This window comes from Bradyrhizobium rifense (genome assembly GCF_008123425.1).
GTDB lineage: Bacteria > Pseudomonadota > Alphaproteobacteria > Rhizobiales > Xanthobacteraceae > Bradyrhizobium > Bradyrhizobium rifense.
Genome location: NZ_VSSS01000015.1, coordinates 1 through 20919 on the forward strand (window position 1 = coordinate 1; position 20919 = coordinate 20919).

General features: G+C 64.1%; 20 protein-coding genes. 16 read left to right on the forward strand and 4 right to left on the reverse strand.

The features are described from left to right. The 8 genes from FXB40_RS08465 to FXB40_RS08500 all read left to right on the forward strand — a co-directional run. The coding region (locus FXB40_RS08465) for an efflux RND transporter permease subunit (protein WP_148771755.1) at positions 1 to 2765 on the forward strand (2765 nt) is incomplete at its 5' end. Positions 2766 to 2798: 33 nt separating this feature from the next. Continuing rightward, entirely contained in the window at positions 2799 to 3398 is a 600-nt protein-coding gene (locus FXB40_RS08470; protein WP_148771756.1) for a TetR/AcrR family transcriptional regulator, read from the forward strand. A gap of 70 nt (positions 3399 to 3468) precedes the next feature. After that, the gene (locus FXB40_RS08475) at positions 3469 to 4092 is read left to right on the forward strand and encodes a flavin reductase family protein (protein ID WP_148771757.1); all 624 of its coding nucleotides are present in this window, start codon (positions 3469 to 3471) and stop codon (positions 4090 to 4092) included. Positions 4093 to 4276: 184 nt separating this feature from the next. Further along, entirely contained in the window at positions 4277 to 6544 is a 2268-nt protein-coding gene (locus FXB40_RS08480; RefSeq protein WP_187436738.1) for an acyl-CoA dehydrogenase, read from the forward strand. Beyond that, the gene (locus tag FXB40_RS08485) at positions 6544 to 7827 is read left to right on the forward strand and encodes an acetyl-CoA C-acetyltransferase (RefSeq protein WP_148771759.1); all 1284 of its coding nucleotides are present in this window, start codon (positions 6544 to 6546) and stop codon (positions 7825 to 7827) included. Before FXB40_RS08480 ends, FXB40_RS08485 begins: the two co-directional genes overlap by 1 nt. 2 nt (positions 7828 to 7829) lie before the next feature. Then, entirely contained in the window at positions 7830 to 9926 is a 2097-nt protein-coding gene (locus FXB40_RS08490) for a 3-hydroxyacyl-CoA dehydrogenase NAD-binding domain-containing protein (protein ID WP_187436739.1), read from the forward strand. A 7-nt stretch (positions 9927 to 9933) separates the two neighbouring features. Beyond that, a complete protein-coding gene (locus tag FXB40_RS08495) occupies positions 9934 to 10344 on the forward strand; it encodes an acyl-CoA thioesterase (protein ID WP_148771761.1) in 411 nt (136 codons plus the stop codon). Between the two features lie 222 nt (positions 10345 to 10566). Beyond that, positions 10567 to 10758 (forward strand): hypothetical protein, encoded by a 192-nt coding sequence (locus FXB40_RS08500; RefSeq protein WP_008137732.1) that lies wholly within the window; start codon positions 10567 to 10569, stop codon positions 10756 to 10758. 118 nt (positions 10759 to 10876) lie between these two features. Here the strand turns inward: FXB40_RS08500 and FXB40_RS08505 are convergent, their stop codons facing one another. Then, positions 10877 to 11329 carry a nuclear transport factor 2 family protein gene (locus tag FXB40_RS08505; RefSeq protein WP_148771762.1) on the reverse strand — a complete coding sequence of 151 codons (453 nt, stop codon included), beginning with the start codon at positions 11327 to 11329 and terminating at the stop codon, positions 10877 to 10879. A gap of 154 nt (positions 11330 to 11483) precedes the next feature. On the opposite strand from FXB40_RS08505, the gene FXB40_RS08510 reads away from it, so the two are divergent. Together FXB40_RS08510 and FXB40_RS08515 are read left to right on the forward strand one after the other, a co-directional pair. Next, a complete protein-coding gene (locus FXB40_RS08510) occupies positions 11484 to 12158 on the forward strand; it encodes an HAD family hydrolase (protein WP_148771763.1) in 675 nt (224 codons plus the stop codon). A gap of 90 nt (positions 12159 to 12248) precedes the next feature. Then, positions 12249 to 13097 carry a DeoR/GlpR family DNA-binding transcription regulator gene (locus tag FXB40_RS08515; protein WP_148771764.1) on the forward strand — a complete coding sequence of 283 codons (849 nt, stop codon included), beginning with the start codon at positions 12249 to 12251 and terminating at the stop codon, positions 13095 to 13097. 100 nt (positions 13098 to 13197) lie between these two features. Here the strand turns inward: FXB40_RS08515 and FXB40_RS08520 are convergent, their stop codons facing one another. Continuing rightward, the gene (locus FXB40_RS08520) at positions 13198 to 13884 is read right to left on the reverse strand and encodes a glutathione S-transferase family protein (protein WP_148771765.1); all 687 of its coding nucleotides are present in this window, start codon (positions 13882 to 13884) and stop codon (positions 13198 to 13200) included. Positions 13885 to 13987: 103 nt separating this feature from the next. On the opposite strand from FXB40_RS08520, the gene FXB40_RS08525 reads away from it, so the two are divergent. After that, positions 13988 to 14551 (forward strand): TetR/AcrR family transcriptional regulator, encoded by a 564-nt coding sequence (locus FXB40_RS08525; protein WP_210352147.1) that lies wholly within the window; start codon positions 13988 to 13990, stop codon positions 14549 to 14551. Between the two features lie 7 nt (positions 14552 to 14558). Here FXB40_RS08525 and FXB40_RS08530 read toward each other — a convergent pair whose 3' ends face one another. Continuing rightward, a complete protein-coding gene (locus tag FXB40_RS08530) occupies positions 14559 to 14981 on the reverse strand; it encodes a type II toxin-antitoxin system VapC family toxin (RefSeq protein WP_148771767.1) in 423 nt (140 codons plus the stop codon). Next, positions 14978 to 15259 (reverse strand): type II toxin-antitoxin system Phd/YefM family antitoxin, encoded by a 282-nt coding sequence (locus FXB40_RS08535; protein ID WP_148771768.1) that lies wholly within the window; start codon positions 15257 to 15259, stop codon positions 14978 to 14980. Before FXB40_RS08535 ends, FXB40_RS08530 begins: the two co-directional genes overlap by 4 nt. Positions 15260 to 15489: 230 nt before the next feature. On the opposite strand from FXB40_RS08535, the gene glpD reads away from it, so the two are divergent. From glpD to FXB40_RS08560, 5 genes are read left to right on the forward strand one after another with little or no spacing between them, the layout of a single operon-like run. Beyond that, positions 15490 to 17040: a glycerol-3-phosphate dehydrogenase gene (glpD, locus tag FXB40_RS08540; RefSeq protein WP_148771769.1), complete on the forward strand. Its 1551-nt coding sequence runs from the start codon at positions 15490 to 15492 to the stop codon at positions 17038 to 17040. Then, positions 17037 to 18113, forward strand: coding sequence for an ABC transporter ATP-binding protein (locus FXB40_RS08545; RefSeq protein ID WP_148771770.1), 1077 nt, complete (start codon positions 17037 to 17039; stop codon positions 18111 to 18113). The genes glpD and FXB40_RS08545 overlap by 4 nt, the downstream gene beginning before the upstream one ends. Positions 18114 to 18125: 12 nt before the next feature. Then, positions 18126 to 19211 carry an ABC transporter ATP-binding protein gene (locus FXB40_RS08550; RefSeq protein WP_148771771.1) on the forward strand — a complete coding sequence of 362 codons (1086 nt, stop codon included), beginning with the start codon at positions 18126 to 18128 and terminating at the stop codon, positions 19209 to 19211. Continuing rightward, on the forward strand, positions 19211 to 20113 hold the full coding sequence (locus FXB40_RS08555; RefSeq protein WP_148771772.1) for a carbohydrate ABC transporter permease: 903 nt from the start codon (positions 19211 to 19213) through the stop codon (positions 20111 to 20113). The genes FXB40_RS08550 and FXB40_RS08555 overlap by 1 nt, the downstream gene beginning before the upstream one ends. Continuing rightward, entirely contained in the window at positions 20113 to 20919 is an 807-nt protein-coding gene (locus tag FXB40_RS08560; RefSeq protein WP_148771773.1) for a carbohydrate ABC transporter permease, read from the forward strand. Before FXB40_RS08555 ends, FXB40_RS08560 begins: the two co-directional genes overlap by 1 nt.

Genomic DNA, 20919 nt, shown 5'->3' on the forward strand with positions numbered 1-20919 from the left:
CTGCCAAAGTAGTGCTAGGCCCCGTCGTCAACGACGAATTCTCTGACGTCGACTCCATCCTCTACATGATGACCGGCGACGGCGCCGATTACGCCCAGCTCAAGAAGGTCTCCGAAGGTTTCCGCCAGCGCCTGCTCAAGGTGCCCGGCGTGACCAAGGTCGACGTCTACGGCAATCAGGACGAACGCATCTTCGTCGAGTTCAGCCACGCCAAGCTCGCCACGCTGGGCATCACGCCGCAGGCGCTGTTCGACTCGCTTGCGAAGCAGAACAACGTGACTCCGGCCGGCACGGTCGAGACCTCGTCGCAGCGCGTGCCGCTGCGCGTCACCGGCGCGCTCGACGGCGCCAAGGCCGTGGCCGAGACCCCGGTCGAGAGCAACGGCCGCGTGTTCCGCCTCGGCGACATCGCCACCGTCACCCATGGCTATGTCGATCCGCCAAGCTTCGTCGTCCGTCAGGAAGGCAAGGCAGCGATCGGCATCGGCGTCGTCACCGCCAAGGGCGCCAACATCCTCGATCTCGGCAAGGAGGTCGAGAAGGCGACGGCCGAATTCATGAAGGCCGTGCCGCAGGGCGTCGACGTCAAGCTGATCGCCGACCAGCCCAAGGTGGTCGAGCACGCCGTTGGCGAGTTCGTGCACTCCTTCATGGAAGCGCTCGTCATCGTGCTGTTCGTCTCGTTCCTGGCACTCGGCTGGCGCACCGGCATCGTGGTCGCACTCTCCGTGCCGCTGGTGCTCGGCATCGTCTTCATCGTCATGAACACGATGTCGCTCGACCTGCATCGTATTACGCTCGGCGCGCTGATCATCGCGCTCGGCCTGCTCGTCGACGACGCCATCATCGCAGTCGAGATGATGGTGGTGAAAATGGAGCAGGGCTGGGACCGCATGCGCGCGGCCTCCTTTGCCTGGGAATCCACTGCGTTTCCGATGCTCACGGGAACGCTGGTCACGGCCGCTGGCTTCCTCCCCATCGGCTTTGCCAATTCCGCGGTCGGCGAATATGCCGGCAGCATCTTCTGGATCGTGGCGATCGCGCTGGTCGCCTCGTGGTTCGTGGCGGTGATCTTCACGCCCTATATCGGCGTCATGCTGCTGCCCAACATCAAGGTGCATCACAATCACGATCCGCACGCCGTCTACGAGACCCGCATGTACCGCGGCCTGCGCGCCATCGTGCAGTGGTGCGTCAATCACCGCATCACCGTGGTGGCTGCGACCGTCGGCGTCTTCATTGCGTCCATCGTCGGCTTCGGCCATGTCCAGCAGCAGTTCTTCCCGCTGTCGGAGCGGCCCGAGCTGTTCCTCCAGCTGCGCCTGCCCGAAGGCACCGCCTTCAACGTCACCGAGAAGGCGGTCAAGAAGGCCGAGACGCTGCTCAAGGACGACCAGGACATCGAGACCTATACGTCCTATGTCGGCCAGGGCTCGCCGCGCTTCTGGCTTGGCCTCAACCCGCAGCTGCCGAACGAGGCCTTTGCCGAGATCGTCATCGTCGCCAAGGGCGTCGAGGCGCGTGAGCGCGTCAAGGCCAAGATCGAGGGCGCTGTCGCCGACGGCATGCTGACCGAAGCGCGCGTGCGCGTCGACCGCTTCAATTTCGGTCCGCCGGTCGGCTTCCCCGTCCAGTTCCGCGTGATCGGCCCCGATGCCAACAAGGTGCGCGAGATCGCCTACCAGGTTCGCGACGTCATGCGGCAGAACAAGAATGTCAAGGACGTCCAGCTCGACTGGAACGAGCAGTCGCCCTATCTCAAGCTCGTTGTCGACCAGGACCGCGCCCGCGCCATGGGTCTGACCCCGCAGGACGTCTCTCAGGCGCTGGCGCTGCTGATTTCGGGCTCGCAGGTGACGACGGTGCGCGACGGCATCGAGAAGGTCGGCGTGGTGGCCCGTGCGGTCGGCTCCGAGCGTCTCGACCTCGGCGGCGTCGGCGATCTCACCATCACCTCGAAGAATGGCGTTGCCGTGCCGCTGCAGCAGATCGCCAAGATCGAATATGCCCACGAGGAGCCGATCATGTGGCGGCGTAACCGTGACATGGCGATCACCGTGCGCTCGGACGTCGTCGACGGTGTGCAGGCGCCCGACGTCACCAACCAGATCACGCCGAAGCTGCAGGCCATCAAGGACTACCTCGAGCCGGCCTACCGCATCGAGCCGGGTGGCGCGTTCGAAGAGTCTGCGAAGGGCAATGCCTCGATCTTCATCCTCTTCCCGCTGATGGTCATGGTGATGCTGACGCTGCTGATGTTCCAGCTGCAGAGCTTCTCGCGCCTGATCCTGGTGTTCCTGACCGCGCCGCTCGGCATCGTCGGAGCCTCGCTCGGGCTCAACGTCGCCAACGCTCCGTTCGGCTTCGTGGCATTGCTCGGCCTGATCGCGCTCGCCGGCATGATCATGCGCAACGCTGTCATCCTGGTCGACCAGATCGAGACTGACGTCTCCCACGGCCTGACCCGGCGGGAGGCGATCGTGGAAGCAACCGTCCGCCGCGCCCGTCCGGTGGTGCTGACGGCGCTCGCCGCCATCCTCGCCATGATCCCGCTGTCGCGCTCGGCTTTCTGGGGCCCGATGGCGATTACCATCATGGGCGGCCTGTTCGTCGCGACCTTCCTGACGCTGCTGTATCTGCCGGGCCTCTACGCCCTGTGGTTCCGCAAGAGCCTCGACGAGGCGGGCACCCCCGAGCAGCCTGCCGCGCCGCAGCATGGGAGCGATGACCAGCACGCAATTCCGCTTGCTGAAGCGGCTGAATAAGTGAGAAGACTAACGACGGACGAGTCCTGACACATGACACTGGTTGCGGAACATATCGAAGGCGACACCCGGGATCGTATTCTTGAGGTGGCTGAGCGGCTGTTCCGCGTGATCGGCTATCAAAAAACCACGGTCGGGGACATCGCCAAAGAGCTCCGGATGAGCCCCGCCAACGTCTATCGCTTCTTCGAATCGAAGAAGGCGATCCATCAGTCGGTGGCCCGTTCGCTGATGGGCGAGGTCGAGCTCGAGGCGCAGCGGATCGTGGCGAGGCCCGGTCCGGTGCTTGAGCGCTTCCGCGAACTGCTCACCACCATCAACCGCATGAACACCGAACGCTATGTCGGTGATTCCAAGCTGCATGAGATGGTCGAGATCGCCATGCAGGAGGACTGGGACGTCTGCGTCACCCATATGGAGTGCATTGCGGGCGTCATCGGTCAGATGATCGCCCAGGGCGCCGCTACCGGCGAGTTCGAGGCACCGGACCTGCAACTGGCCTCGCTCTGCGCCTGCACCGCCATGATGCGCTTCTTCCACCCCCAGATGATCGCCCAGTGCGCCACCAAGCCGGGCCCGAGCATCGACCAGATGATCGATTTCGTCATCGCGGGTCTGTCCCCGCGCCACTGACGGGCCGGCGGGTTTCCGCCTATAAGCTGCTTCGCATTGCCCGGGACGGCGGATAGCGGAGAAGCAGCGCGTGACCGACAAAGACCTGTATTTCTATGAGCCCTCCAAGGGCCACGGCCTCAAGCACGATCCCTTCAACGCCATCATCGCGCCGCGGCCGATCGGCTGGATCTCCTCGCGCGACAGCAAGGGCCACGTCAATCTGGCGCCCTACAGCTTCTTCAACGCCTTCTGCTACGTGCCGCCGATCATCGGCTTCTCCTCCACCAACTGGAAGGACTCGGTCGAGAACATCCAGCAGACCGGCGAGTTCGTCTGGAATCTCGCCACGATGGATCTCGCCAAGCACATGAACGCGACCGCCGCGCATGTTGCCCCTGAAGTCGACGAGTTCGAGGTCGCGGGTCTCACCGCCGTGCCGGGCAAGCTCGTCAACGTGCCGCGCGTGGGCGAGAGCCCCGTCGCGTTCGAGTGCAAGGTGTCCGACATCGTCCGCCTCAAGGGCGCCGACGGCAAGGAAGCCGACGCCTGGCTGACGCTGGGCGAAGTCGTCGCCGTCCACATCGACAAGGCCATGATCAAGGACGGCGTCTACCAGACCGCCGCCGCCCGCCCGATCGTGCGCGCGGGGCGCCGCGGCGACTACTTTGAGATCAAGCCGGAAAACATGTTCGAGATGGTTCGGCCGGATTAGGCCGGGCTACCGCTCTTCCCACCGCTTCCCCTCCCGGAACCGTCCCAACGCCCCGCCGTTATGGTCCCCGGGGGCGGCCGCCCGGCCGCGTCAATTCGTATCTTTTTGCGCGCGAAGTGTTCACGCACCGCCGGCCAGTTTCCGCTAAAATACCCTGTAACCGCGCCGTTGCATGAGGTCCGCCATGAGCTTCCGCCGCGACACCATCACCAAGCCGATCTTCTCCTGGGCGCGCGGCGTGCTGCCGGCGATGTCCGACACCGAGCGGGAGGCGCTGGAGGCCGGCGACGTCTGGTGGGACGCCGATCTCTTCACCGGCAATCCTGACTGGTCCAAGCTGCTCAAAATTCCGCAGGCAACGTTGACGGACGAGGAGCGGGCTTTCCTTAACGGTCCCGTCGACGAGCTCTGCGCCATGCTCGACGAGTGGAAGATCTTTTGGGAATGGCGCGATCTTCCCCAGGAGGCCTGGGCCTTCATCAAGCGCGAAAAGTTCTTCGGCATGATCATTCCGAAGGAGTTTGGCGGCCTCGGCTTCTCGCCCTATGCCCACTCGGAAGTGGTGCGGAAAATCTCGACCCGCTCGATCGCAGCCGCCGTCACCGTGATGGTGCCGAACTCGCTCGGCCCCGGCGAGCTCCTGATGCGCTTTGGCACCAAGGAGCAGCAGGAACGCTGGCTGCCGCGGCTCGCCGACGGCCGCGACATTCCCTGCTTCGGCCTCACCAGCCTGGAGGCCGGCTCCGATGCCGCCTCGATGGTCGACACCGGCATCATCTGCAAGGGCAATTTTGAGGGCCGCGAGGTTACAGGCCTCAGGTTGAACTGGCACAAGCGCTACATCACACTCGGTCCCGTCGCGACGCTGCTGGGTCTCGCCTTCAAGGCCTACGACCCAGACCGTCTCGTCGGCGATCAGGAAGAACTCGGCATTACCGTCGCGCTGATTCCGACCAATCTGCCCGGCGTCGAGATCGGTCACCGCCATCTGCCGTCGATGCAGGTGTTCCAGAACGGCCCGAACTGGGGCCGCGACGTCTTCATCCCGCTCGACTATGTCATCGGCGGTGAGGCACGGCTGGGGCAGGGCTGGAAGATGCTGATGACGGCGCTCGCCGCCGGCCGCGGCATTTCGCTGCCGTCGCTCTCCGCTGCAGGCGCTGCCTATGCCGCGCGCACCACCGGCGCCTATGCCCGCATCCGCGAGCAGTTCGGCATCTCCATTTCCAAGTTCGAGGGCGTCGAGGAGCCCCTCGCGCGCATCGTCGCCACCGCCTATCAGCTCGATGCGGCGCGGCGGCTGACCTGCGCGGCGCTCAACGCCGGCGTCCATCCCGCCGTGATCTCCGGCATCATGAAGCTGCACGCGACCGAGCGGATGCGCATCGCGGTCGATGACGCCATGGACATCCATGGCGGCAAGGCCGTGATCGACGGTCCGCAGAACTATATCGGCAATCTCCACCGCGCCGTGCCCGTGGGCATCACGGTCGAGGGCGCCAACATCCTCACCCGCAATCTCATCGTGTTCGGGCAGGGTGCGATCCGCGCCCATCCCTATCTGCTCGACGAGATGAATGCGCTGGCCGACACTGATCGCGAGCGTGGTCTCGCCGCGTTCGACAAGGCGTTCTGGAAGCATGTCGGCCATAGCTTCCGGACGCTGTTCCGTGCCTTCGGCCAGAGCTGGACCTTCGGCGCCTTCGCGATGGCGCCTGACGCGGGCGACGCTACGCCATTCTATCGCCAGCTCTCGCGTTACTCCGCGGCGTTCGCGCTCTGCGCCGATATGGCGCTGCTGACGCTCGGCGGTGCGCTGAAGCGCAAGGAGATGCTGTCGGCGCGCTTCGGCGACATCCTCTCCGAGCTGTATCTTCTCTCGGCCGCGCTGAAGCGCTGGCAGGACGAGGGGCGGCAGAAAGAAGATTTTGCCGCGCTGGAATGGTGCATGGCGAGCGGCTTCCGGACGATCGAGAACCGGCTTGCCGAAATCCTCGCCAATCTGCCGAACCGCTTCGTCGCCGTGATCCTCAAGCTCGTGGTCCAGCCGTTTGGCGCCCGCGTGCTCGGTCCGTCCGATCGTGTCGTGCATCAATGCGCGAGCATCGTGCTGGAGCCCTCGGTCGCGCGCGACCGCCTCACGCCGGATCTCGCCCATGTCGACGACGACAGCGGCTTTGCCCGCCTCGAGCGTGCCTTCAGGCTGGTCACGGGGAGCGACGCCATCGCCAAGCGCATGCGCGCCGCCCATATCCGCGACGCCAATGACGCCGTCACCAAGGGCGTGATCACGCAGGCCGAGGGCGAGCAGCTTTCAGCCGCTCATGAAGCCGTCACAAAAGTCATCGAGGTCGACGATTTTGCGCCGGAGGCGCTATCGCCGATTTACAAGAAAACGGGCGACGTGCATCAGTTCTTCCAGGAACTCGGTGAACAGAGGGCGGCGAGCTGATGGCACGACCGGTTTTCATCGTCGACGGCAGCCGGACGCCGTTTCTGAAGGCGCGCTCGGGCCCCGGGCCGTTCACGCCGGTCGATCTCGCCGTGCAATGCGGCCGGCCGCTGCTGGCACGCCAGCCATTTTCGCCCACGGATTTCGACCAGGTCATCCTCGGCTGCGTCAACGTGATCGCGGACGAGATGAACCCGGCCCGCGTCGCGGCGCTCCGGCTCGGCATGGGTGAGGACATGGTCGCCTTCACCGTGCAGATCAATTGCGGCTCCGGCATGCAGTCGATCGACACCGCCTACCGCTACATCCGCGAAGGCCATGCCGACATGATCCTGGCCGGCGGCACCGAGGCGCTCAGCCACGCGCCGCTGGTCTGGCCGGACTCCGGCGTGCGCTGGTTCGCCGGCCTTGCCACCGCCAAGGGCGTGGCCGCGAAGCTCGCCGCGGCCTTCAAGCTGCGCCCACGCTATCTCAGGCCGATCATTGGCCTGGAGCGCGGGCTGACCGACCCCATCACCGAACTGAACATGGGGCAGACCGCCGAAGTCGTCGGCCATCTCTTCGGCATTACGCGCGCCCAGTCGGATGCATATGCGGCCGAGAGCCATCGTCGGCTCGCGCATGCGCAGGCGGAAGGTTTTCTGAAAGGTGAGGTTGAGACCGCCTTCTCCCGCGACGGAAAATTCTTCGACCATGATGACGGTGTGCGTCCGGACTCAACAGCCGAGACGCTCGCAAGACTCCGGCCGGTGTTCGAGCGTCCCTGGGGCCAGGTGACGGCCGGCAATTCCTCGCAGATCACCGACGGCGCCTCCTGGGTGATCCTCGCTTCCGACGCGGCGGTCGCAAAGCACAGACTGACGCCGAAGGCTGCGATCGTCGACAGCAATTGGGCCGCGCTCGATCCTGCTATCATGGGCCTTGGCCCCGTGATGTCGGCAACGCCGCTGCTCCAGCGTAACAACCTGACCCTCCAGGACATCGAGACCTGGGAGCTGAACGAAGCGTTTGCGACGCAAGTGCTCGGCTGCCTCGCTGCCTGGAACGACGACAAATTTTGTCGCGAGATTTTGCGACTCGACGGTGCCGCCGGCGAGATCGACCGCGACAAACTCAATGTCGACGGCGGCGCGATCTCGCTCGGCCATCCCGTCGGCACCTCCGGCAACCGCATCGTGCTGCATCTCGTCAACGCGATGAAGCGGCTCGGCACGCGGCGCGGGATTGCCACCGAATGTATCGGCGGCGGGCTCGGCGGTGCCATGCTGATCGAGGCGGTGTGACCATGGATTCAAAGATCATGACCGCGCTTGGCGACCGTGTGCTCTCGCTCGGGCCGCAGCCCGCGTCAGACGGTCCGTACAAGAACTTGAAGCTGACGCGCGATGCGGACGGCGTCGCCTGGCTGCTGTTCGACCGCACTGACGCCAGCGCCAATACGCTGTCCGCCGACGTGATGGAGGAGTTCGACGCCGCGCTCGCGGCGATCGAGACCGAGCGGCCTGCAGGTCTTGTCATTCGCTCGGCAAAACCGTCCGGCTTCATCGCCGGCGCCGACGTCAACGAATTCCGTGGCGCCAGCGATCCCGCGATGGTGGAAACCCGCATCCGCGCCGCGCACGCGGTGGTCGACCATCTGGAAGCGTTGAAGCTGCCGACGGTCGCGGTCATTCACGGCTTCTGTCTGGGCGGCGGGCTCGAGGTCGCGCTCGCCTGCCAGTCGCGCATTGCCGTTGACGGCGCGCGCTTCGGCTTCCCTGAGGTGATGCTGGGCCTGCATCCCGGCCTCGGCGGCACCGCGCGTTTCACCGCGCTGGTCAATCCGACCCAATCGATGGCGCTGATGCTGACCGGCCGGACGATCGATGCGCGTCGCGCCAAATCGCTTGGTCTCGTCGATACAGTGACGCAGGAGCGCCACGTTCGTAACGCCGTGAAGGACGCGCTGTTTGGTCGGCTGAAGAAGGCAAGTCCGGGCCTCCTTGCGCGCGCAGCGAATTTCGGACCGGTGCGTGGGCTGTTGGCCAAGCGCATGCGCAGTGAGGCGGCGAAGGCTGCACCCCGCGAGCATTATCCCGCGCCTTACGCGCTGATTGATCTCTGGGAGACGCATGGCGGCAGCAAATCCGCGATGCTGAAGGCGGAGCAGGCGTCGTTTGCCAAATTGATGGTGACGCCGACCGCGCAGAATCTGATCCGCGTGTTCTTCCTGCGCGAGCAGATGAAGAAGGCGGCCGGCTCCGGCAACACGGTCAAGCACGTCCATGTCATCGGCGCCGGCGCCATGGGCGGGGATATCGCGGCATGGTGTGCAGGGCAGGGGCTGCGCGTCTCGCTGGCCGACATGAAGGCCGAGCCGATCGCGGGCGCGGTGAAGCGTGCCGCGGAGCTCTACGGCAAGATCATCCGCAAGCCGACCGAGGTGCGCGATGCGCTCGATCGCCTCATCCCCGACATGGACGGCGAGGGCGTCCGCAACGCCGATCTCATCATCGAAGCGGTACCGGAAAAGCTCGAGCTCAAGCAAAAGGTCTATGCCGGCCTCGAGCCCAGGATGAAGCCGGGCGCGATTCTCGCCACCAACACGTCGAGCATTCCGCTCCAGGATCTGCGCACCACGCTGACGCGGCCGGAGCGCCTTGTTGGCCTACACTTTTTCAATCCGGTGTCGCGACTGCAGCTGGTCGAGGTCGTCAGCCACGACGGCAACGATGCGCAAGTGCTGAAGGAGGCGCTCGCCTTCGTCGGCGCGATCGATCGCCTGCCGTTATCCGTGAAGAGCTCGCCCGGCTTCCTCGTCAACCGCGCGCTGACGCCCTACATGCTGGAAGCGATGGTGATGCTGGACGAGAAGACCGACCAGCGCCTGATCGATGCCGCCGCCGAACAGTTCGGCATGCCGATGGGGCCGATCGAGCTGGCCGACCAGGTCGGGCTCGATATCTGCCTTGCGGTCGGCGACATGCTGCGCACGAAGTTCGGCGATCTGCTGCCGCCAACGCCGGCCTGGCTGCGCGAGAAGGTTGCCAAGGGCGAGCTCGGCCGCAAGACCGGCAAGGGGTTTTACACCTGGAAGGACGGCAAGGCGGAGAAGGCGCCATTGCCCGAGACCGGTCCGCGCGTCACCGACCAGATGATCGACCGCCTGGTGCTGCCAATGTCCAACGTCTGCGTCGCGTGTCTGCGCGAAGGCATCGTCGACGATCCCGATGCGGTCGACGGCGCCATGATCTTCGGCACTGGCTACGCGCCGTTCCGCGGCGGTCCGCTGAACTATGCGCGTGCACGCGGCGTGGAGAATGTCGTATCGACCATGCGCGCGCTGGCCGAACGATTCGGCGAACGCTGCGCGCCCGACCCGGGCTGGGACAATTTCAAGTGAGACCAACATGACTGAAAAGTCCGATGCCGAGCCGAACGGCGATCTCTGCATCCGCACACTGGCGATGCCTGCCGACACCAATGCCAATGGCGACATTTTCGGTGGCTGGCTGCTCAGCCAGATGGACGTCGGCGGCGGCGTGTTCGCATCGAAGGTCGCTAAGTCGCGCACTGTGACAGTTGCGATCGAGGCGATGAATTTTCGCAAACCGGTCTATGTCGGCGATCTCGTCTCCGTCCACGCCAATCTCGTGCGCGTCGGGCGCACGTCCATGACTGTGCATCTGGAAGCCTGGGCGCTCCGCCGCAGGGAGGAGCATCCGTTTCTCGTCACCGACGGCAATTTCACCTACGTCTCGATCGACGATCACGGTCGTCCGCAGCCGATCAGTCGCATCGATCCGCCGATCGCGACGTAACCGCGCGCGGCCTTGCGCCTCATCTCACGAAGACGTGCAGCACCGTGAAACGAGGCGAGCGTGAGTCAGCGCGCCGCGGCTTTGCCAACAAGCAGTCATAAAACGGATGAGGTCCCGGCGTACTCAATAGCCCGTCGATTCGGGGTGGAAACGGCCGATTTGCCCTCAGGAACCTTTGGGCAAAGTCGTCGTTATTTGCCCGCACTGAGGAATCTACGGGCCATGCCGGACAGCTACATCATCGAAGTGAATTCAGAAACCGCGGGCATCGTCGTTCGCGGTCAGGGCGGCTACTGCTTCTTCGCCTCGTCCCATCAATTCAATCGCCTCGAAGGCCAGCTCTTCCGCAACGCGCGCGAAGCCGAGCGCGCTGCGCGCAAGCTGGTTAACGGCGATGTGAAGGAGGCGGCGTAAGCGCCGTCATTCCGGGGCGCGCAAAGCGCGAGCCCGGAATCTATCATGTTGCAGAAATTGCCGACCAAATGGAATCCGGGCCCGCGCCTTTCGGCGCGTCCCGGAATAACGGCAGCAATCACAACTTCGTCGCGGCGCGCGACAACAGCTTCCACGCGTCGCCCTGTTTCTGCCAGTTCATCAGGATGTGAAGGTTGGTCGGCACTTTTTTCCCATCGACCACCATCTCCTGTTCCGCCACCCAGTGGAAGCGCACGATCGCGGCGGGGCCGACGACCTTGATGGTCGGATCCTGATAGGCGATCGAGAGAAACTTCGATTTGCCGTCGGTCGCGTTGGTGATGAAGGTCGCCTTGTCCTCGACTTTGCCGTTGGAATGGCTGTAGCTGAGATCGTCCCAGCACAGCGCGCCGAGCGCCTTCGGGTCGGCCGCGATCTGGGCGAGGCGGAAGGCCTCGACCTGCTTCGCCACGGCTTCTTCGTCCGCCGAAGCAGCCAGCGCCGGTGTCGAGAGCGCAAGCGCGGAGACGGCAAGAGTCGAGAGAGCCAGATCGCGTCGGTTGATCGTCATCGTTTCCTCCTTTTTGGTCTTGTGTGGAGTGTTGCAGCCGCGCGCGGCTTTGTCGAGTGGCGCGTGGTCGTCATGCACGTGCGTCATTGCGCGCGCGAGGCTCTATTGATACGTCTTCGGCATTGATGCGTCGCGCATTCGGGAAAGTACGGACATGATCGAGACAATGGGCAGGGCATTGCTGTTCGATATCGACGGCACGCTTGCCAACACCGACCCGCTGCACCTCAAGGCGTTCAACCAGGTGCTCGGTCCTCACGGCCATGTTTTCGACCACGCACGCTTCTCCAGGGAGCTGCAGGGCTTCGCGAACGTGTCGATCGGCGAGCGCTTTCTGCCCAATGAAACATTGGAGCGGCGCGCCGCCATCCTCGGCGAGAAGGAGGAGGTGTTCCGCACGCTGGTCGCGGGGCAGATCGAGCCGCTGCCGGGCCTGATGGCGCTGCTCGACCGCGCGGACTCCGCCGGCATTCCCATGGTTGCCGTGACCAATGCGCCGCGTCTCAATGCCGAGCTGCTGTTGTCCGGCCTCGGCATCACGCATCGCTTCAAGACGCTGGTGATCGGCGACGAGCTGCCGCATGGCAAGCCACATCCGCTGCCCTATCAGGAGGGGCTGCGCTTCGTCGGTGCCAGCGCAGCCGGCTCGATCGCCTTCGAGGATTCCCGCTCTGGCGTGCAGTCGGCCGCCGCCGCCGGCATTCCGACCATCGGCATCCGGACCAGCCTTAGCGATGCTGACCTTGTTGGCGCCGGCGCGGTTGCCTCCGCGAGCGCGTTCGACGATCCGGCGCTGCTCGCGCGGCTCGCGAGCGCGATGGCGTGGTGAGGGCTTCATCCATTAACCGTGATCGGCACGCGCATTGACCGCGCGCGCGAACCGCCGCACCATGCATCGTTCTGATCTGAGGCCATTGCCGTGACCGGATTGACCCATCGCCAAGCCGAAATCCTCAACATCGCCCGCGCCTCCGGCCGGGTCATGGTCGAGGAGCTGGCGCGCCGGTTCGAAGTCTCGGCGCAGACCATCCGCAAGGACCTCAACGATCTCTGCGAGCGCCGTTCGCTGACCCGCGTCCATGGCGGCGCGATCATCGCCTCGGGCGTCGAAAATCTCGCCTACGAGGCGCGCCGCTTCGTCGCCGCCGACGAGAAGAAGGCGATCGGCGCTGCCGCTGCCTCGCTGATTCCGAACGGCTGCTCGCTCTTCATCAACATCGGCACCACGACGGAGGAGGTTGCGAGCGCGCTGACCTCGCATGAGGATCTCCTCGTCATCACCAACAACCTCAATGTCGCCATGCTGCTCTACCGCCATCCCCGCATCGAGGTGGTGGTTGCCGGCGGCACGGTGCGGCGCGCCGACGGCGCCGTGGTCGGCTCGACCGCGACGCAGCTGATCGGCCAGTTCAAGGTCGACTACGCCATCATCGGCGCGTCCGCGATCGACGAGGAGGGCGCGCTGCTCGACTTCGACTATCGCGAGGTGCAGGTGGCGCAGGCCATCATCGCCAATGCCCGCAGCGTCATGCTGGTCGCTGACTCCACAAAACTTCGCCGTAGCGCGCCGGTCCGCATCGCCCATATCAGCCAGATCCAGACGTTCGTCACCGATCAGGAGCTGCCCGAGCGCCTTTCCACCATCTGCCACAGCAAAGGCATCGAGGTGGTGGAAGCTATGCCGAAGGGCGCCGGCGATATCGATGATGCTCAGGCCGAAGTGCAGGACGCCGCGCCCGAAGCAGCACCGGTGGTGCGGCTGCGGTAGGTGCTGTGTTCGTAAACGGGTGATGTTTGTCCTCAGAGGTGTGCAGATCGATCCGCGTAGATGAATGCGGACCGACCCGAAGCGGACATCATGCCAATATTCATAGACCAAAACGTTTCAGGTCTTCCTGCAGGAAATCTTGACCTGTCCGGTTCTTCACGCTCGGCAGATTTGATATTTTTTCCCGCCAGGTAATGAGGGATTTGCACTCACCAGGAATCAATATCCCCGCTGCTTCAGCGAAGTTCAGACTCGCAAACACCGTGATATCCGCCATCGAGAAGGCATCGCCGGCCACGAATGGTTGGCTCTTCAGGACGCCGTCGAAGTACGTCATGCCGCGGATGGCCTTGGCGCGCTGCCGCTCCCCCCATTCCTTTCTCCCGGCCCATTCCGGAGCCACATAGGGCTGCATCGCGGGCCCGAGACCCGGCGTGGCGTAGTGAAAGTAGCCATCGATCGCGCCCATGAGCTCGGCCTCGGCGCGATTCTGCATCATGTGTATCAGGGCCTTCTCACGCGGGGTCTTGCCGGTGAGGACCGGATGGCCGTCGAGATGGTCCAGATATTCGGTGATGGCCGTCGATTCGGAAATCAAGGTGCCGTCATCGAGTTCGAGCACCGGGATTTTTCCTGAGGGATTGATCGCAAGGAACGGCGCTTGCTTGTGCTCTGCCCCGATCAGGTCGACGCTGATGAACTCGACCTTGTCGTCGAACCCCTTCTCGGAAAGTACGATGCGAATGCGCGATGGATTCGGAAATCCGGGCCGATCATAGATTTTCACGGGAGTGTTCCTTTATCTATCGATAGATAGGTAGATGAGCGATGTAGGGGCTTTGCAATGGCGGAGTCAAGGGCTATCTATCGATAGATAGGCGGAGGCGATGATGACGGCCGATACGAAGCAGGTGATCATGGATACGGCCCGCGCGATGGTGCAGGCGCGCGGTTACAGCGGCCTCAGCTTTCGTGAACTGGCGAAGGAGGTGGGCGTTAAGAGCGCCAGCATCCACTATCATTTCCCGACGAAAGGCGACCTCGGCGCTGCGCTTGCGCGTCGTTATGCCGACGAGGCGATCGAGATCTTCGACGCCTTCCTTGAGGCTTCACCGGACATCGGAGCCTGCATGAGGAAGTATACGGATGTCTTCCGTTCCGCCCTGTCGAACAACAACAGGATGTGCCTGTGCGGAATTATGGCCGCCGAGCACGATGACTTGCCGGCCGAGGTGAGAGCCGAAGTCGACAGGTTCACCGACGTCAACATTCGGTGGCTGATCAAGCTACTGTCGCGTGGAAAATCGAAGGCGGCTGCCGGGGCGATCGCGCAGCGGGCGCTGGCGATTTTCGCAGCCGTCGAAGGCGCGCAGCTCGTGGCGCGCGGGCGCGGCGACATAGCTGTCTACGATCAGGCGATCGAGGCCTACCGGACGGCCGGCTTGCTGCCCTGAGCTGCTGTCAGCCGTCCCACGGGTTGATCAGCGTCACGCCGAACGCTGCAAAATCTTTCAGGTTGCGTGTGACGAGCGCGAGATCGTTTGTAAGTGCGGTCGCGGCAAAGAATCCGTCCATGACCGACAATGCAATGCCGCTTCTGCGGCTTTGAGTCATCAGATCGCCCCAGCGCTCGGCCACCGCATGGTCGATCGGCAGGATGCGCCCTGCAAACCGGGCCGGCAGATCGTGTGCGAGCCAGGCGGTTAGCGCCGCGCGCCGACGGCCATCATCCAGCAAGGCGATGCCGCGGCGAAGCTCGGCGATCGAGGCAACGCTGATGAACGCACGATCCTCATCGACCGTGTCGAGCCACGCCAGAACTTTTGGGGAAGGCGCCGGTCGCTGAACCTCCGACAGAATGTTGGTGTCGAGGAGCAGGTTCACGGCATCTCGTCGCGTGGTTCGTCCTGCTCACGTTCAAGTTCGAGGTCGGCGCCGCGTAGCGGCGAAGCCAGCAGGAATTCGGCGAGCGTGCCTTTGCGCGCTGTCTTTCGCGCCCATTCTTCGACGGAAACGACCACGGCATTGGGCCTGCCGTGACGGGTGATGATCTGTGGGCCGGTTTGGGCGCGATCGACCACCTCGGACAGGCGTGCCTTGGCATTGGCAAGCGTCCAAGTGTCGGTCGGTGGCGAATCGGGAGCGGTGCTGTGGTCTGTCATGTCGAATAGGACCAGTATGACTATTGTGACTAATAGAGTCAAAGTGACTATTCAAGCGCGCCGCTGCGCCCCGGATCATCATTTCAGACGCCTATTTCGAGGGCGAATTGCCCACCAGAAAGTTCCACTTTCGCTTCCCTTCGCCTCTCTTTCATCTTGCTTTCGTTTTTCGGTGTGATCTAATCAAAAACGAAAGTTGCCACTCGACGGAACGAGTGGGTCGCCGGGGGATGCGTCTGTTGGAGCGTATTTTCGACCTCGCCATCATTGGAGGCGGTGTTAACGGTTGCGGCATCGCGCGCGATGCCGTGGGCCGGGGAAACACTGTGTTCCTGTGCGAAATGAACGATCTGGCCAGCGGGACGTCGTCCTGGTCGACCAAGCTGGTGCATGGCGGCCTGCGCTATCTCGAATATTACGAGTTCCGGCTGGTCCGCGAAGCGCTGATCGAGCGCGAGATTCTCTGGGGCATCGCGCCCCACATCATCCGTCCGCTGCGTTTCGTCTTGCCGCATCATGCGGGCTTGCGCCCCGCCTGGCTGCTGCGTCTGGGCCTGTTCCTCTACGACCACATCGGCGGCCGTCATTTGCTGCCGGCGACCCGCTCGGTTGATCTGCGGCGCGACGAGGTCGGCCGTCCGCTGATCCCGAATCGCTACAGCCGCGCATTCGAATATTCCGACTGCTTCGTCGATGACGCCCGTCTGGTCGTGCTCAATGCGCGCGACGCCGCCGACAAGGGCGCCGAGATTCGCACCCGCACCCGCGCGACGGATATCAAGCAGTCCGATGGCGTCTGGACCGTCAGCATGGTCGACACGCTGACCGGCGCGCGCTCGCAGATCCAGGCCCGCGCGCTGGTCAATGCCGGCGGCCCTTGGGTCGAGGACGTGCTCGGCCGCGGTGCCGGCGTCAACGCGAAGGCAAAAGTGCGCCTGGTGCAGGGCTCGCATATCGTGGTCAAGAAGCTCTACGACCACGACCGCGCCTACATGTTCCAGAACGCCGACGGCCGCATCATCTTCGTCATCCCCTATCAGGACGATTTTACGCTGATCGGCACCACCGATCGCGACTATGACGGCGATCCCTCCAAGGTGAAGGCGACGGCAGAAGAGATCCAATATCTCTGCGCCGCCGCAAGCGAATATCTCGCCAAGCCCGTCACGCCGGAGGATGTGGTCTGGACTTATTCCGGCGTGCGGCCGCTCTACGACGACGGCGCCAGCGAGGCCAAGGCTGCGACCCGCGACTACGTGTTCGAACTCGACACGCTCGGCGGTTCGCCGCTGCTGTCGATCTATGGCGGCAAGATCACGACCTATCGCCGCCTCGCTGAAGAGGCGCTGGAGCGGCTCGCGCCGTATCTTCGCAGTGCGAAAGCGCGCGAAGGCTGGACCGGCAAATGGCCGCTGCCGGGCGGCGACATGGATGTGTCGGCCGTCGACGGCCTGATCGGCGAGCTGCAGCGCGGCTATCCCTTCCTGAGCCAGGAGCATGCGCGACGTCTCGCGCGCGCCTATGGCACCCGCGCCATCAAATTGCTCGGCGACGCCAAATCGGCCGCCGATCTCGGCCAGGCCTTTGGCGCAACTCTGACCGAACGTGAGGTTCGCTACCTGATGACCAACGAATGGGCGGTGACCGCCGAGGATATCGTCTGGCGCCGCTCCAAGCTTGGCCTGCGGCTATCTGCCGACGAAATTGCCGCCCTGGACGACTGGATCAGGAGCCACGTTGTGTCGCAAAGTCCTCTGCTGGAAGCAGGAGGACGCTCATGAGCGTGACACTCGATCACGTGACGCGGACCGTCGACGGGGTCCCGCACATCCGCGACGTCTCGCTGACGCTCGAGAGCGGCACGCTCAACGTGCTGCTCGGGCCGACGCTGTCGGGCAAGACTTCGATCATGCGGCTGCTCGCCGGCCTCGACAAGCCGACCACGGGCAAGCTGCTGGTCAACGGCAAGGACGTCACCGGCGTCGACGTGCGCCAGCGTTCGGTCGCAATGGTCTATCAGCAGTTCATCAATTACCCCTCGCTCACGGTCTATGAGAACATCGCTTCGCCCTTGCGCGTGCAGGGCAAGCCGCGCGAGGAAATCGAGACGCGCGTGGCGGAAGCCGCCCGGCTGCTGCGACTCGAGCCGTTCCTGAAACGCACGCCGCTCCAGCTTTCCGGCGGCCAGCAGCAGCGCACCGCGATGGCGCGCGCGCTGGTCAAGGGCGCCGACCTCGTGCTGCTCGACGAACCGCTCGCCAATCTCGACTACAAGCTGCGCGAAGAGCTGCGCACCGAGCTGCCGCGCATCTTCGAGGCGTCCGGCGCGATCTTCGTCTACGCCACGACAGAGCCGACCGAGGCGCTGCTGCTTGGCGGCAACACGGTGTGCATGTGGGAGGGGCGGGCGCTCCAGATCGGCGAGACGCCCAGCGTCTACCGCCGACCGCAGACGCTCCGCGTCGCCCAGGTGTTCTCCGATCCGCCGCTCAATCTCGTTGGCATCGAGAAGAAGAACGGTTCCGTGCAATATGCGGGCGGCATCGCTGCGCCGGCCTCTGGTCTCTATTCCTCACTTGCTGACGGCGCCTATCGCGTCGGCTTTCGTGCTCATCAGCTTGCGCTCGCCAACGGCCAGGCCGACCGCCATGCCTTCCATGCCACGGTGACGGTGACCGAGATCACCGGTTCGGAGAGTTTCGTGCATTTGACCCGCGACGGATCGAACTGGGTTGCGGTGCTGCACGGCGTGCACGAGTTCGAGCCCGGCCAGACCATCGATGCCGTGCTCGATCCCAATGATGTCTTCGTCTTCGACGCGGCCGACCGTTTGGTCGCCGCGCCGGGCTCGTGAGGGAGGTGCGCCATGGCTCGCATTGACCTCGTCGATCTCGCCCATTCCTACGGCGGCAATGATGCGCCGCAGGAAACCTTTGCGCTGAAGCCGGTGACCATGACCTGGCGGCAAGGCGGCGCCTATGCGCTGCTCGGCCCGTCCGGCTGCGGCAAGACCACGCTGCTCAACGTCATCTCCGGCATCATCACGCCGTCGCGGGGGAAAATCCTGTTCGACGACAAGGACATCACACCGCTGTCAACCCAGAAGCGCAACATCGCCCAGGTGTTCCAGTTTCCGGTGATCTACGACACCATGACGGTGGGGCAGAACCTGGCGTTTCCGTTGAAGAACCGCGGCGTGCCGAAGGCCGAGATCGACAAGCGTGTCGCCGAGATCGGCCGCCTGCTCGACCTCGAGCCCTATCTGAACCGCAAGGCGACGCGGCTGACGGCTGACGCCAAGCAAAAAATCTCGCTCGGCCGCGGCCTCGTCCGCTCCGATGTCGCCGCCGTGCTGTTCGACGAGCCGCTGACGGTGATCGATCCCGAGCTGAAATGGCAGCTCCGCTCCAAGCTGAAGGCGCTGCATCGCGAGCTCGACCTGACGATGATCTACGTCACCCACGACCAGACCGAGGCGCTGACCTTCGCCGACACCGTCGTCGTCATGCATGACGGCCGCGTGGTGCAGAGCGGCACGCCGGCCGAGCTGTTCGACAAGCCGGCCCATACCTTCGTCGGCTATTTCATCGGCTCGCCCGGCATGAACATCCTGCCGGCCGAAGTGAAGGGACGCGAGGCGCGGATCGACGGCCACGTCATCGCGCTCAACCGCAGCTACGACAGTCTTCCCGCTGCCGCCAAGATCGAGATCGGCGTACGTCCGGAATTCGTCGAGGTCGTCGCACCCACACCCGGGCTGCTCACTGCGAAGATCGAGCGCCTTGACGATCTCGGCCGCATCCGCTTTGCGCGCGCGCGTCTCGGCGATGCCAAGCTCGCGGCGCGGGCGCCTGCGGGCTTTACCAGCTCGGACGGTACCGCCGGGCTGAAATTCGATCCGGCGCACATCCACGTCTATGCCGACAGCCTTCTGGTGGAAGGAGCCGCCTGATGGACAAGACCATCAACCAAAAAGCCTGGTTCCTGGTGCTGCCGGTGTTCCTGGTCGTCGCCTTCTCGGCGGTGCTGCCGCTGATGACGGTGGTAAACTATTCGATGCAGGACACCTTCGGCAACAACCAGTTCTTCTGGAACGGCGTCGGCTGGTTCAAGGAATTGCTCGATCCCTCGACCGATCTCGGCGGCCGCTTCCTGGCCTCGCTCGGCCGCAATCTGTTCTTCTCGCTGGTGATCCTCGCGATCGAGGTGCCGCTCGGCATCGTGGTGGCGCTGTCGATGCCGCGCCAGGGTTGGACGGTCGCAGCCTGCCTGGTCATCCTCGCGCTGCCGCTGCTGATTCCGTGGAACGTGGTCGGTACGATCTGGCAGATCTTTGGCCGTCCCGACATCGGCCTGCTCGGCTACGTGCTGAATGCCATCGGCATCGACTATAATTACGTGTCCAACGACATCGACGCCTGGGTCACGGTCATCGTGATGGACGTCTGGCATTGGACCAGCCTCGTCGCGTTGCTCTGCTATGCCGGCCTGAAGTCGATCCCGGAGGCCTATTACCAGGCCGCGCAGATCGACGGCGCCTCGCGCTGGGCCGTGTTCAAGGCGATCCAGCTGCCGAAGATGAACCGCGTGCTGCTGATCGCCGTGCTGCTGCGCTTCATGGACAGCTTCATGATCTATACCGAGCCGTTCGTCGTCACCGGCGGCGGGCCCGGCAACTCGACCACCTTCGTCTCGATCGAGTTGGTCAAGATCGCGCTCGGCCAGTTCGACCTCGGCAAGGCCGCAGCACTCTCGCTGGTCTACAATCTGATCATCCTGATCGTCTGCTGGATCTTCTACACCGTCATGACCAATGCCGGTAACGAACGCAAACCGCAGGAAGGAGCCGTGTGATGCACTCGATCCCCGGCCGCCGCCTCATCATGGGGCTGTTCCTGATCTTCCTGCTGTTGCCGATCTACTGGCTCGTCAACATGAGCTTCAAGACCAACGCCGAGATCGTCTCGACGATGACCCTCTGGCCGCATGCGCCGACGCTGCAGCACTACAAGCGCATCTTCACCGACGAGAGCTGGTATTCCGGCTATATCAATTCGCTGGAATACGTCATCCTCAACACCATCATCTCGATCTCGGTGGCGTTGCCCGCGGCCTATGCGTTCTCGCGCTACCGCTTCCTCGGTGACAAGCACCTGTTCTTCTGGCTGCTGTCGAACCGTATGGCGCCGGCGGCGGTCTACGCGCTGCCGTTCTTCAACCTCTATTCGGCGATCGGCCTGTTCGATACGCCGTGGGCGGTTGCGCTGGCGCACTGCATCTTCAACGTGCCCTTGGCGGTGTGGATCCTCGAGGGCTTCGTCTCCGGCGTACCGCGCGAGATCGACGAGACCGCCTTCCTCGACGGCTATTCCTTCCCGCGCTTCTTCATCCGGATCCTGGTGCCGCTGATTGCGAGCGGCATCGGCGTCGCCGCCTTCTTCTGCTTCATGTTCTCCTGGGTTGAGCTGCTGCTGGCGCGGACCCTGACCTCGGTGCAGACCAAGCCGATCGCGGCGATCATGACCCGCACGGTGTCGGCGGCCGGCATGGATTGGGGCCTGCTGGCGGCCGCCGGTGTGCTCACCATCATCCCGGGCGCGCTGGTGATCTGGTTCGTCCGCAACTACATTGCGCGCGGCTTCGCGCTTGGCCGGGTCTGA